Raw genomic sequence first — 13,481 nt, forward strand, 5'->3', positions numbered from 1 at the left:
ACAAAATAAAATGATATATAGATCTTTCATTATTATTTCATTTATAGTAATAAATGGACTTATTCTGTTGGGTATAAGTCAAACATTATCCTATCTCAATACTGGTGCAGATCGTTCTATGATGCTGCACGTTGGTGTAAAAAACAAACAAGCCTATATCCCCAAGGTCAATTGGAAAGACACTATAAATCCTGCAAGACCTATCGAAAAACAGACCATGATAGATATCCAAAAAGATTATATTAATTCTTGGTATGTTAGAAACGTAGGATATATAACCTATGATTCATTAGGGATTTTTGACTTCTATACAGAAAGTGCTCGAGAAAATTTAATGAGAGGTATTGAGTTTAATATCGAAAATAATATAAAAGTAGTTAGTACTACCTTAAAGCACAACTTGGCGTTAGATTTTTATAGTGCTGATGGACAGTTAGTGGTTTTTGAGGATCAGAATGTAACATCTTACACGCAGTTTTTTAAAGAAAATGAGTTACAGTTTGAAACTACAGACACCTCTGATTACAAAATTGCCATGCTATTAGAAGATGGATTCTGGAGAGTTAGACATATTGTTAAACAACCTTTGGCTAAACCGGATACCATACAACAAAAAAAATCTCCGCACGTAAGAGGAAACAAAATTATAATCGATAGTAGCACCTATCAAATTAAAGGCATTAATTATTATCCCCAAAAGACTCCTTGGAACATGTTCGGCGATGATTTTGAAATCGCTACCATTAAAAAGGACTTAGAAATTATTAAAAATGCTGGGCTTAATACTATTAGAATTTTTGTGCCCTATGAAGAGTTTGGCAAAGAGTATGTAAAAGTTGAAAAACTCCAAAAGCTACAACAAGTATTAGACCTTGCAGAAGAAACTAACTTAAAAGTAGTACTAACTCTTTTTGACTTTTACGGAAATTATGCCATTGATGATTGGACTTTTACGCATAGGCATGTAGAGCAAATCGTACATGCGATAAAAGATCATAACGCACTTTTGGCTTGGGATATTAAAAATGAACCTGATTTAGATTTTGAGAGTAGAAGAAAAGAAACCGTACTGGCTTGGTTAAACGAGATGATTCGTCAAGTGCGATCTTTAGATAATGTACATCCTATAACGGTCGGCTGGTCATCCATAGAATTTGCAAATTTACTAAGGGATGATCTAGACATTATTTCTTTTCATTACTATAAAGATTTAGAAAATTTCTCGGAATCTTTTAATACGATATCTTCCATAAACAAACCTTTAGTGTTACAAGAGTTTGGCTTATCTTCTAATAGTGGTTTATGGGCTCCGTTTGGGAATTCTGAAAAAGATCAAGCTTTTTATCACGAGAAATTTCAGAAAATAATACAAGAGAATGAACTGCACTATATGTCTTGGACATTGTACGATTTTGACAATATCCCAACCAGCGTAGTTGGTAGATTGCCCTGGCGTAAAAATGCTCAGAAACATTTTGGATTTATTGATTCTGAAGGAAATAAAAAAGATGCTTTTCAGTTCATAAGTTATTGAAAAACAATTCGTTTTGTAAGCATATAAAGAGAGCCTTTTTTATTTAAGCAGATACTCCATGTAATTCTTTCTCCTTCTTTTTGCTTGTACCAATTTTGATATTGTTAAATGTGTCTAAATACATTTTTGTGATTGTGCTCATTGGCAAAGCAGTCGCTGCTTGGTAGTTAGCTTTTCCTAGTTCTGTTCTATATTCAGGGTTTACAACTATTTTTTCAATTGCATTCGCTAAACTTTCTACATCATCAGGAGCAAAAAACTCTCCTCTATATCCTTCTTCTTTTACTAAAATACTAAGATCTCCCAAATCTGGCATAACCACAGCTTTACCATAACTCCCAGCTTGATGTAATACTCCAGAACTTCCTGTTGTAGATGTGTAGGGAAAAACTACCATCGCACTTTCTTTAAAAATAACCGGAACATCTTCTTCTTCTACATATCCTGTAAAAGTTAATTGAGGAACGTTTTTATAATTCTCTTTTACAGTATCTAGGTAGCCTAAAACATTAGGATTGTCGGTTCCAGCAATTACTATTTCTAAATTTTTCTGAGTTCTTTTTCTTACTATTTCTACTGCTTCTATCATTACCTCAACTTTTTTGTAAGTTCCAAACTTACCAAAAGTCATTACTTTTAAAATATCTCCAGAGGATTCGTAAGAAGGTTCTTCTGGTATTTCGAAAGTCCCGTGAGGAATTAATACAATATTATCCACCTTATATTTTTGTTCCAAAATATCTACATATTTACTTATAGTAACAGCTACTTTATCTGCAGAAAGTATAAATTTAGTAAGCGTAGTTCCAATGAAATTATATATTTTTTGCAAGACTTTATTAGTTGTAAAACCAGCATTTCCTAAATCAACTTGCTCCATAATATTATGCAATAACGCAATCGTAGGAATTCCTTTTCTCTTACATAATAATGGTAATAATAACCCGAGAGCAGCAGCTATTTTTTTATCCCCAAACTTCATGAATTGTAGATTAAATAGAATAGCATCTGGTTTAGTCTGATTCACAGCCTTCATTACGGACATTACATTGGTATAGGAGTTAAACTTCCAAGATTGTTTTACGGTAATTTTACAACCATCTTCTTCAAAATTGATATCCGCTTGATCGGGAGCAGTGTCGGTAAGTAAAATAATTTCAGTTAATTGTTTATGTTGTCTGAAATGTTTTACCAAATGATATGCATATTCATTTAAGGTTACTTTACTAGGTGGATAAGCTGTTACAATGGCTAGTTTCATGAGTTCTTTTAATTTTATTAATATCCTTTTTGCGGAAACATACTAATAATCATTTCTAAAGATATAAGATGTTTTAGTCTGTTTAAATGTAGGTACTATATTTTTATTTTCTCTTCCTAATATAAAAAGTACTTTTCCTCTTTTTACTGCTTTTTTATGAATGATCTGCAATACACGGATAGCTCTTTTATCCATTTTTTTTACTTTTTTCAAACACATTATTACTTCTTGATAATGATCAAGTAAGTAATTAAAATGATCTTTTACAAGATGATTGTTTAATCCAGTAAAATCTCCGTTAATTTCATATGTTCCTTTTTGATTTATGATTTGTAATTTCATAATATTTAGGTTTTGGAGAATAATGGGGTATTATAAATAATTGTTTCTTAAAACATAACTATTCTTTCCGAATGCCTTATTTATTGCTTTATTGTTTTTTCCAATAATGTAAAAAATTTTGTTTAGGCTCATGGCTTTTTTATGAAGTTTTGTTAATGCACTAACTCCAGAAATATCGATTTTTTTTACATTTTCGAGACTTAATACTATTTGGTCTTTATGCTGTAATAGATGCTCAAAATGATGTTTAAGAGATTTTACATTTGTTCCTTTAATATCTCCTTGGATTTCTAAAATTCCATAGTTATTTGTTATTTGCAGTGCCATAGTATTTTGGGTTTAATGGTTTAATATGCTGTAAATATCCTTACTTTAGAAGTTCTATTGATCTTAATATCGATGAGTTGCCTTTACCTATAGTTTAATGGGAACTATGTATCGATTTATAAAAGTTTCAAATATTAAGTGTTATAGGTTTTTGTTGTATTCCATTTTTCCTTCTTTAAGAAATACAGTATCTGAAATACTAAAAGAATAGCCATAGCAAATATCTGCATCACTACTACCTGAATTAAACTATCATGAAAATATACAATGAGTACTACTTGAGAAATCCCTAATAATCCGGATAATACAACGGGGATATACTGATCCAATGATAAAAAATAGTAGGCAAAGATATTCGCAATTGCGAATAGGGATGTGGCAATGGCATATTTCCATAATAAAGGAGCAACTGTAATATATTCAGAACCAAACATTAGATTAATTACGGTTTCAGGAAATAAGTAACATCCAAAAACAATGCATGTCGAAAGTATAGTAATGTATCCAACATACTTAAATAAAATAGGGGCTGTTGCTTCTCCGTCTTTTTGTTTTTCTACCACTTTAGGTAATAATAGCATCACAAACATCCAAGCAACAAAATACACTACACGACCTATCAAAGCCAATGAGGCATATAAACCCGCTTCGTATTCTTCAAAATAATGTTTCACTAATAGAATATCGCTATTATTAATGATGATTTGAGTTAATTCATAGAATGCTGTTAGCATAAAAAATCTAATAATATGCTTGGTGTGTTCTTTAGGGAGCGTTTGATTTTTGAAAACTGAAATATCCTTCATTTTAAAAGGTATTAATCCAAAAATGAATGATATAACAATTCCTATAGCAATAGAGAATATGGGCTGAAAAGGCAATACATAGATCAATACTAAAGTAAATAGTAATCTACTGATCATTTCTCCTTGATAGGTTATAGCAAGTTGACCAAACTTTTTTGTCCCCTGAAAAACTCCTCGATTTACACTCATGATAAAGTATATAGGTATACCAAAACCAAAAATGGTAAACATTCCTGCTGATTTTGTATTAAAAACAGTCTGTAAATCTTTAGCAAATATGATGACTAAAATTCCAAGAACAATTCCGATAAGAGAAGCATATCGATAGCTGAGGTTTATGAAATTACTTAAGATGTTTTTCTCAAAAAGAACAGAGAATTTTGCCGTAGCCAATTGAAAAGTCATTGCTATAAATGACAATACTAAGAGAAATGTGATCAATAATGCTGCATCCGCAAATAACTCAGGGCCTAAAATCCTTCCAAGTAAAAGGTTGTAGATATAATTACCTGCGTTTACGATAATCACACTGCACATGAATTTTTGCTCTACAGTTAATGCAGGGGTGTAGCTCTTAATAGTCATTTTTATAGATTTTTGTCATTTTTTAATTCAAGTTTTAATGAAAGTTACTTTTTAGTTGCATTCGTTAGATTTAATAGTTTATTGGCATTATAAAGATCCATATAATATCAATGACATTCGTTTTATCTTCGACGAGTTGCTCAGATCCACTGTTTAATGGTTGTTGTCTATAGATTTATCATATTTTTCAGATAGTACGAATTGTTATTTTTCTTTTTCTATTCAATCTTTTGATCTAATTAATATATTATAAAATTCCCTACATATTCTTTCGATTTATCTCCAATAATAACATATTGATATACTCCAGGATTAAGATTTTTAGAAGTAAAAGTTGTCGTTCTTGGTTGATTAACTGATACTTTTAGTTCTTCTTGCTGTACAACCCTTCCTAGCATATCAATTACGCGAATATTAAGTTTTTTATGCGCTATAGGTAACGCTATAGTTGTTGTGTTTTTAAAAGGATTAGGATAATTGTACATTTTATCTTTGGATACTTCGTTCGTGTAATCTTCTATACCTAAAACCTCTTCTGAAACCTTAAATGCGAGTTTAGATACTTCGATTTCGAATAAAGAAAAATCAATGTAATTTCCTTGAATAGAGAATACAATACTTCTCACGTTTTTTGCTTCAGAGGCATTTTCTCCATTAGGATTTGTAAATTCTGAAAACGGTATATTATATAGTTGTTTACTACCATCTGTAGTAATGATATATCTTAATCGATCATCCCAATCTATTAAATCTTCAGTAATAAGGATAACCTCTACTTCTTTATCAGCTAATAACTCAAACTCTAATTCGTTATACTCAGAAACATCTAATATTAGATCTCCTCCTAATATATTTCTAAATATATTTAGCGTCTCTTTTAAAGAACCTGTTACGGTTATATCTCTTTCTACTGGATAATAGTTCTCTTGGTCTTCACGATCTTCACTTTGTATAATGTCAAAATCTGTAATCTCAACACCTTCTTCTTGGTAATCAAGACCCCATGGTCCATCAGCTAGATACAGCGCATCTATTTTTTCATTATCATCTCCTTTGATTGCAAATCCAATATCAAACAGATGTCCTGTTTCTATAGTAATTTTTTCTTGATATGATCCCGATAACGGTATTGATGAAGTAATCAGTTCCTCATTGGATAACTCTGTAATTCTTTTGTTTCCGGTAAAATAAATTTGATTAGACTGTTCTTTATTTACAATATCAAGCTCAAGTTTTCCGTTTTTGTAAAATCCTTTCTGAACAAATACAGAAGGTATATTAGACGGAATAAATGTTTTGCCTAATCCTTTTTCTTCTAAAAGTTTATCGATAACCGTATTTGCAATATTTACTACTTGAGGGATGGAACCTCCCCAAATCTGAAAATTAAGGTATTCTCCTTCAGGGTATTGATCAATGTTCCATAAACTAAATAATTCATTCTGAAATTCATCCAACCTAACAGAAAAGTGTAAGGCTTGTTCTAATTCACCGGAAGGTCTTCTTATTTTAGTATTTACCATTGTGTAATTACGAACTTTTAATGTTCTGATATCCTCTAAAACAGAACCATTTAATCGATCACAGATAGTTTTAGAATGATCATAAATACTTCCATTAGTTGTTGTGGCTAATGCTGCTCCGACTCTGCTTTCTCCGTCATAATAATCTATAGAGAATACAGATGTTGCATTCGTGATTTCTATCAAATCTTCTGGAGTAGATATAAATGGAACTTCAGCGCCAGAAGCTCCAGTTAATGGGAAGTAAATACTTAAATCTTCATTGTTTTCTGTTTTATTATATACATCGTCAGGGTTGAATACTTTTTGTAATTTTTTCTTATTGTAAACTTTATTTGTTTTGGATCGAGTAAAATTTCTTTTAGCAATTAAACTTGCCAAATCCCCATTACTTTCTAAACCACCATCATTACCAGAAGTAACTTCGCCCTCTTGCTCTAGTTCAGGAATATTATTCGTTTTAAGAGATGAATATTGATCAGCTGTTATGAAAAATAGTAGATCGTTAAAATCATGATCAGTACCTGGATAGTCTCTTCTTAAATCTTCAAAACCTAGTATAATTTGCTCGTTTTCGGTATCTGCTAAAAGTACATTATGAGGCCTTAGAGCTTCATCACATTCTGGATTAAAACTAGTTTGAGAATACAGCTGCCAGATTCCTTCATCGATTGTATTGTTATCCCATGAATCTACTAATAGCACCCATCCAATTCCTGTATTGGTAGGGAAACTACCTAGGTTTACAGTATTACCGGAAGCTAATCCTCCATTACTTCCTGAAGCTGATGCATTGGGAAGAATAACAGTAATATCTTCTGGTGATGGAGCTGTTGTAAGTGGTGAATTAATATCGTAAGTATAATAACCCAATAGGTTTTTATATTCAGTATTTTCACTAATAAAAGTGATTGATATATTCGTAGTACCTTCTAAAATGATATCTGTATCATATCCTCCATAAATATAATTAGGATTGCGATTCGCTACAGAATTTCCTTCTGGTAATGCAGTATCTATTTTTGTCAATACCTCAGAATCAATAGTTCTATCTGCCACTAAATAATCAGGAATTCCATTAACATCATACGTGCCTAAATATTGGTATCTCTCTCCTATACTAGCAACTGGAAAACTGTTAGGGTTTTGATCTCCATTATCCGAATCAAAAACTGTTTCTTTTGTATCAAAATTATCATCAAGACCATCCTGATCAAAATCGGTATTAGCAATTAACGTATCTGCAATACCATCGTTATTGGTGTCATATGCATCAACGGTATCTAGTATACCATCATTATTAGAATCTGTATCTAGAAAATCTGGCGTATCAGTGCCATCTGTGTTTTGATATCCTTGTGGAGTTCCACCTTGATCAGGATCAAAAGCATCATCGATACCATCTCTATCTTGATCTGAACCAGAAAGAGTTACAAAGTTTACGCTGTTTTGTCCTTCTATGAGATCGATAATTCCATCTTGATCTGCATCAATATCATAAGGGTCATATATTAAATCACTATCGGTGTCATTAGGAAAAAATGCTACCCCAGTTTGATCTATATCAACAATATCCGCAATACCATCTAAGTCCGAATCTAAGAAGCCATCATCATTCATATTAAATAAACCATCCCCATTCGTATCATAACTTCCTAATCCAGCTTCTACAATATCATAGATTCCGTCATTATCACTATCTAAATCTAGGGCATTAGGTACACCATCTCTGTCGCTATCGAATGCAAGAGAAACACCACTATTACAAGTATTTCCAAAATCGGGATCTAAGTAATTAAATATTCCATCTGCATCATCATCTCCATAAGGATCAATTCCTCCGCCTTCTACAACATCAGGAATACCATCACCATCCGTATCCTTATCATATGGATCTAATACTTCATCTGCGTCTGCGTCAATCGGAGAAACTCCTGCAGCACACTTAAAACCATCATTTTGATTGGTAACTTCTGTATTATTTAGTAGTGTTGCATAAGGAGATGCACCTTCATAATCATTAACCAAATGTAAACCTCCCTTATTACTAGATACATATAATCTATTACTAGTATCTGTATAACAAGCACCAAAAGTATCATTAGGTAAATCTGTAACTGTTTTAGAGCTAAAAACAGGTGTGGTTGTACCTAAATCCCATTTGTATACATTTCCTCTACTACCTCCATAAAGATGTCCATCAATAAAAACTATATCCGCACAAGTATTTGGAGATGCCTGATTAGCGACAACAATTTCAAATGTTGGCGCTGTGGTACCATCATAATCTTGGAGATTTATGATTTTATGAAAAGATTGCCTACCTCCATTATTCTGAAACACCCACAGGTTTCCTTCATTATCGACATCCGCAGCATAGCCTCCTCCAAATTGGACACCTCCATTAGAAGCAACAGCTCCTAAATCTACCACCTGATCCAAACCAATTCTTAATAAGTGTTTATCACTGCTTCTAATTGCATACAGAAAATCATCTACTACGTTATATCCTCCCGCATTATAACTAGGGGTTGTATGCAAAGGGGTAGAATACGTTCCCGTGATAGGGTCGTAGGACCTTAATGATCCTGAAATTACTTGGTAAAATTTCGCTTCATTACAATCAAAAGCTTGTTGAGCATTCGTGAAGCTAATCGTTAAAAATAGGAGTATAAATAAAGTAATTTTTTTCATAAACATGATGGTTTTGTTACATCAAAAGTTGAAACTACTATGTATTATAAGAAATAACATATTGTATTCGATGAATGTATTTTGGTTATGGTAAAATGGAGAGCATCTGTTTGTTAATAATATATTCCATTGTACCTATTAAATTTAGTTTTTAATAAAAAGAAAGTAGTTATCTTACCATACCTATCTGTGTTTTTAGGTTAAAAATATCTGAAGCACTTTTGCTTTCTGTCCTGATGGTTAAATAATTAGCCCATATTAATATCAAATTAAAAGGGATAAGAAATGAATCCTTAATTGTGATCTTAGATCCTTCTACCTCTATCCAGCTATCAAGAGGCTCTTCACTGATCGTATTTAGTAGATCTTTTAGTCCGATATGTTTTTTAAGTCTTAAGAATATTTCGATATCAAATAACCATCTACTGATAAATCTTTTGTGATAGATATTATCTATAATTTCTTTCTTAAAAACTTTAGCACCACATTGAGTGTCTTTAATTGGCAACTGAAGAATAACTCTAATAAAGAATCCTACAAAATTGGACAAGATCTTTCTCATAAAACTTCGTTCGATCTCACTAGCACTTTCTGCTTTTCTAGAACCAAAAACCATTTTTAATTGGTCATTACTATTTAATTTTTGCACCAAATTATCTAACTCCTCTAAGGATGTGGATAAATCAGCATCTAGAAATGCGATGTTATCTATATAAGATAATGTATTAAGGTAATTAGCTCCTGTTTGTACGGCTGTGGCTTTACCTTGATTAACTTCTAAGTCGATTACTGAGATTTTATGGTAATTTGTTTTCTTTAATTGATGTAACATTTCAGAGGTTTTATCTGAGCTACCATCATTCACGAAACATAGGTGATAGTTAGGGTTTTCATTTAAAAATTTGCAAAACTTCTCCTTTTCCAGCCTATAATATTCATTATAGCATGGAATAATAATTCCTGTTTTCTTCATATTATTTATTTAGATTTGGGCACGCTTTACAAATGACGACGCGATAAACGTTGTAAAGTATGTTGTAATAATAATTGGGTTCTTTTTTAAACTTCTTTATTATTCTTTTAATTAAATTTTCTTCTGGGGTTTCTGAAGAATTTTTTACATTTTTCGCTAACGTTGAGCTCTCATTATTAGCTTGTTGTAAAGATAGTATAGGTGATTAGTTCATGGATACGGTAAAACAGTATTTCTTTTACGTTGTGTTAAAAAAACACGTATTTCGTCTATTATGAGTGTTTTTGAATGATTTTTTAACATTTATTTAACATATTAAAGAAGGAAAAATACTACAAATTTGGTTGTTTAAAGATATTTTTCACGTAAAAAGAGGGGTATTTCCCCCTTTATTTTAAAACAAAAAGAGGGAATTTTCACTTAAATTTGATTTTTTTTTAGGAGAAAAAATCTTTTTATAGCATTCTAATTACTAACTTCATACCTTAATAGATAAAATCCTTTGTATGATCCGTAGATTTATGTGCTTATTATTCCTTATGTATGGTTCTCTACTTTTAGCACAAGATTTACAAGAAGGTTTTACTTATTTAGAAACAGGTAAGTATATTAAAGCAGAAACATTCTTTGAAAACATATTAAAAGAGTATCCTGACAATAAAACAGCAAAATTATGTTACGGAAGAGCAGTAGGACTATCTGGTAAGTCAGAAAAGGCTGTTTCTATTTTTACAGAGTTAAAAAATAAATATCCTAACGATTTTGAAATCAAACTTAATTATGCAGAATCTTTATTGTGGAGCAATAAATTTATTAAAGCAGAAGGATTTTATAAAGAAATACTAAAAGAAGATGACACTAGTTTTCCTGCAGTATTAGGATATGCTAACACATTGTCTAATTTGAAAAAGTATGAGGAAGCCTTAATAGAAGTAAACAAAGCGTTAACAATTCAAAAAGGAAACCCAAATGCATTAACCTCTAGGAAATATGTTAGATTAGGATATGCTAATCAATTATCTCAAAACAAAGAATTCGAAAAAGCATTGTCATTATTAAATCAAAATTTAATTGATTTTCCTAATGATAAAGACTCACAATTGAATAAAGCTAATATCTATCTGATGACAGAAGACCTGGATAATGCTGCTAAAGTATATCAGGAAATTTCTACGAATGCTAAAGATAGTATTCTTGCCATGAATGGATTATCTCTAGTGTTCCATAAAAAACATAAAGAAAAAAAAGCTTTAGAAATTGCTAGTAATGCAAAAGTAAAATCGGAAAATTATAAGGATGATAAAGAACTATTTATCTCTACTAATGAACGATACATACAAGCACTTTTATGGAATCGGAAATTTTCTGATGCTATTAAAGAAATAGAGCAGCTAAGGTTAAAATATCCTGATGAACCTAGAATAATGGCATTATCAGCTACAGAAGGTATGTATACGAGTAAATTTAAGTCAAGTATACAGAGTTATACTAATATTTTATCAAAAAGCGAAGGGTCTTTTGACGGAAACTTAGGGATTGCAAATGCATATCGGGCGACAGGAGATGACGAGAAGGCTTTTACTTATGCTTTTAAAACATTAGACTATTATCCCAAACAACCAGATGCAGAAAAATTAATTAAAACATTGAAGTCTTCATATACTCCTTTCGTAGAATTAAAAACAGCTTTTACATTTGATAATGGTAATAATGAAGCTGTAAATCTATCACTTCGTTCCGAGTTACCTATATCAACCAAGTTTAAATCAGAATTAGAATATATACATCGTACAACGAAAAATACAGTACTTAAAAATGAAGCTTCATCCAATGAGTTAGCTTTGCGGTTTTCATATAAGTTTAACGGTAATGTATCGCTAAAAACCAAAGGAGGTATTAGTAAGTCTAATGCTTTTACTAATGACTATACCCAATGGACTGGGGAGATACGATTAACTACTAAACCATTTAGATTACAAAATTTGGATGTTGGATATCAGAGAGAATTACAAAACTTTAATGCAGATTTGATAGATCGTGAAATTGTAATGAATAACTACTTTCTTAATTATAATTTAAGTACTAATATAAATTTAGGTTGGTATACACAATATATATATACATCACAGACTGATGATAATAGTCGAAATTTATTATTCACTTCATTATACTATAATGTACTTAACAGGCCAGCTGTAAAATTCGGAATTAATTATCAATACATGACTTTTGCTAATCAAGTTCCTACTATTTATTTTAGTCCTGAAAAATTTAATGTGGTGGAAGTTTTTGCAGATATGATTAGTAAAGACAGCGGTAAATGGTTCTATGGACTGAATGGAGCTGCTGGTTATCAGTTTATAGAAGATGATCCCGGTACTACGACATATAGAGTAGAAGGTAAGCTAGGATATAATTTCTCCGATCGTTTAATTGGGACATTATATGGTAAATATAGCAATATTGCTTCTGCTACTGCAACAGGTTTTGAATTTACAGAATTTGGATTTTTATTAAAATGGTACTTTCTAAAACAACCTATTTTCAATAAGAAAATTATGAAACTTCAGAAAGATGAGGAAAATAAACAATGATAATACTATCTTTTAGAATTCTATTTAAAATCTGCTGATCCAATTACTACCGATCTATCCCAACTGACATAGGGTTGTCACTCTTGTTTTTAACTTTGTGTTATATCCTAAAAAATAATACAAAATGAGTAATTCTAAACATGAATGGAGGAAAAACGAAAAACGAGTTTATCTACCAAAAGCTAACCCTGAGAAAATACTAATTCCAGAATATAAGTTTATTACTATAGAAGGCGAGGGCAACCCAAACAGTGATTTTTTTGCTGAGTATATAGGGGTTTTATATGCTATGGCCTACGCAATAAAAATGAATCTTAAAAAAGAGAAAATTAAACCTAAAGGATACTGTGATTATACGGTATATCCTCTAGAAGGGGTTTGGGATCTTAACAAGGAAGCCAAAAAAGAATATAACGGTACATTTGATAAAGATGACTTGGTTTTTAAATTAATGATTAGACAACCTAACTTTATCAATGAAACTTTCTTTGAACAAATGCGTAATCAAGTAAAAGAAAAAAAGCCTCACAAACTATTAGGAAATGTCAAGTTTGAGAAAATTACTGACGGAGAATGTGTGCAAATAATGCATATTGGAAGCTATGACAATGAACCGGAAAGCTTCAGACTAATGGAAGCCTATGCCAAAAAAGAAAACCTTACGAGATTGTCTAAAACACATAGGGAAATCTACTTATCTGATTTTAGAAAAGTAGCACCAGAAAAACTTAAAACAGTACTAAGATTTAAAGTTAAATCAAACACGAGTAGTATTGATGTCAAAAAATAGCGAGAATAAATTAATTTATTCTCGCTATTAGACCCCAAAATCCAACCTAAAT

The 13,481-nt window shown here is 31.2% G+C and carries 9 protein-coding genes; 3 read left to right on the forward strand and 6 right to left on the reverse strand.

The window, feature by feature from the left end:
• Nucleotides 1-10: 10 nt before the first annotated feature.
• Nucleotides 11-1,534 (forward strand): cellulase family glycosylhydrolase, encoded by a 1,524-nt coding sequence (locus D1818_RS17750; protein WP_240338267.1) that lies wholly within the window; start codon nt 11-13, stop codon nt 1,532-1,534.
• A 43-nt stretch (nt 1,535-1,577) separates the two neighbouring features.
• Here D1818_RS17750 and D1818_RS17755 read toward each other — a convergent pair whose 3' ends face one another.
• The 6 genes from D1818_RS17755 to D1818_RS17780 all read right to left on the reverse strand — a co-directional run bounded on the left by D1818_RS17755 (nt 1,578) and on the right by D1818_RS17780 (nt 10,045).
• Entirely contained in the window at nt 1,578-2,795 is a 1,218-nt protein-coding gene (locus tag D1818_RS17755) for a glycosyltransferase (protein WP_118460303.1), read from the reverse strand.
• Nucleotides 2,796-2,837: 42 nt separating this feature from the next.
• Nucleotides 2,838-3,137: an STAS domain-containing protein gene (locus D1818_RS17760; protein WP_118460304.1), complete on the reverse strand. Its 300-nt coding sequence runs from the start codon at nt 3,135-3,137 to the stop codon at nt 2,838-2,840.
• A gap of 30 nt (nt 3,138-3,167) precedes the next feature.
• Nucleotides 3,168-3,464: an STAS domain-containing protein gene (locus tag D1818_RS17765; RefSeq protein ID WP_118460305.1), complete on the reverse strand. Its 297-nt coding sequence runs from the start codon at nt 3,462-3,464 to the stop codon at nt 3,168-3,170.
• A gap of 134 nt (nt 3,465-3,598) precedes the next feature.
• Nucleotides 3,599-4,855, reverse strand: a complete 1,257-nt coding sequence (locus D1818_RS17770; protein ID WP_233558481.1) for an oligosaccharide flippase family protein — start codon at nt 4,853-4,855, stop codon at nt 3,599-3,601.
• Between the two features lie 239 nt (nt 4,856-5,094).
• On the reverse strand, nt 5,095-9,072 hold the full coding sequence (locus tag D1818_RS17775) for a DUF4114 domain-containing protein (RefSeq protein ID WP_118460306.1): 3,978 nt from the start codon (nt 9,070-9,072) through the stop codon (nt 5,095-5,097).
• Between the two features lie 169 nt (nt 9,073-9,241).
• A complete protein-coding gene (locus D1818_RS17780; RefSeq protein ID WP_118460307.1) occupies nt 9,242-10,045 on the reverse strand; it encodes a dolichyl-phosphate beta-glucosyltransferase in 804 nt (267 codons plus the stop codon).
• Between the two features lie 506 nt (nt 10,046-10,551).
• Here D1818_RS17780 and D1818_RS17785 point away from each other — a divergent pair.
• Nucleotides 10,552-12,639, forward strand: coding sequence for a tetratricopeptide repeat protein (locus D1818_RS17785; protein ID WP_118460309.1), 2,088 nt, complete (start codon nt 10,552-10,554; stop codon nt 12,637-12,639).
• Between the two features lie 124 nt (nt 12,640-12,763).
• Nucleotides 12,764-13,429, forward strand: a complete 666-nt coding sequence (locus D1818_RS17790; RefSeq protein ID WP_118460311.1) for a GyrI-like domain-containing protein — start codon at nt 12,764-12,766, stop codon at nt 13,427-13,429.
• Nucleotides 13,430-13,481: the final 52 nt, after the last annotated feature.

The organism is Aquimarina sp. BL5 (assembly GCF_003443675.1).
Lineage (GTDB): Bacteria > Bacteroidota > Bacteroidia > Flavobacteriales > Flavobacteriaceae > Aquimarina.

Excerpts from the sequence above, each read along its gene's own strand:
- D1818_RS17750 (WP_240338267.1), top strand. The coding sequence starts at position 11 with ATGATATATAGATCTTTCATTATTATTTCATTTATAGTAATAAATGGA.
- D1818_RS17755 (WP_118460303.1), bottom strand. The coding sequence starts at position 2,795 with ATGAAACTAGCCATTGTAACAGCTTATCCACCTAGTAAAGTAACCTTA.
- D1818_RS17760 (WP_118460304.1), bottom strand. The coding sequence starts at position 3,137 with ATGAAATTACAAATCATAAATCAAAAAGGAACATATGAAATTAACGGA.
- D1818_RS17765 (WP_118460305.1), bottom strand. The coding sequence starts at position 3,464 with ATGGCACTGCAAATAACAAATAACTATGGAATTTTAGAAATCCAAGGA.
- D1818_RS17770 (WP_233558481.1), bottom strand. The coding sequence starts at position 4,855 with ATGACTATTAAGAGCTACACCCCTGCATTAACTGTAGAGCAAAAATTC.
- D1818_RS17775 (WP_118460306.1), bottom strand. The coding sequence starts at position 9,072 with ATGAAAAAAATTACTTTATTTATACTCCTATTTTTAACGATTAGCTTC.
- D1818_RS17780 (WP_118460307.1), bottom strand. The coding sequence starts at position 10,045 with ATGAAGAAAACAGGAATTATTATTCCATGCTATAATGAATATTATAGG.
- D1818_RS17785 (WP_118460309.1), top strand. The coding sequence starts at position 10,552 with ATGATCCGTAGATTTATGTGCTTATTATTCCTTATGTATGGTTCTCTA.
- D1818_RS17790 (WP_118460311.1), top strand. The coding sequence starts at position 12,764 with ATGAGTAATTCTAAACATGAATGGAGGAAAAACGAAAAACGAGTTTAT.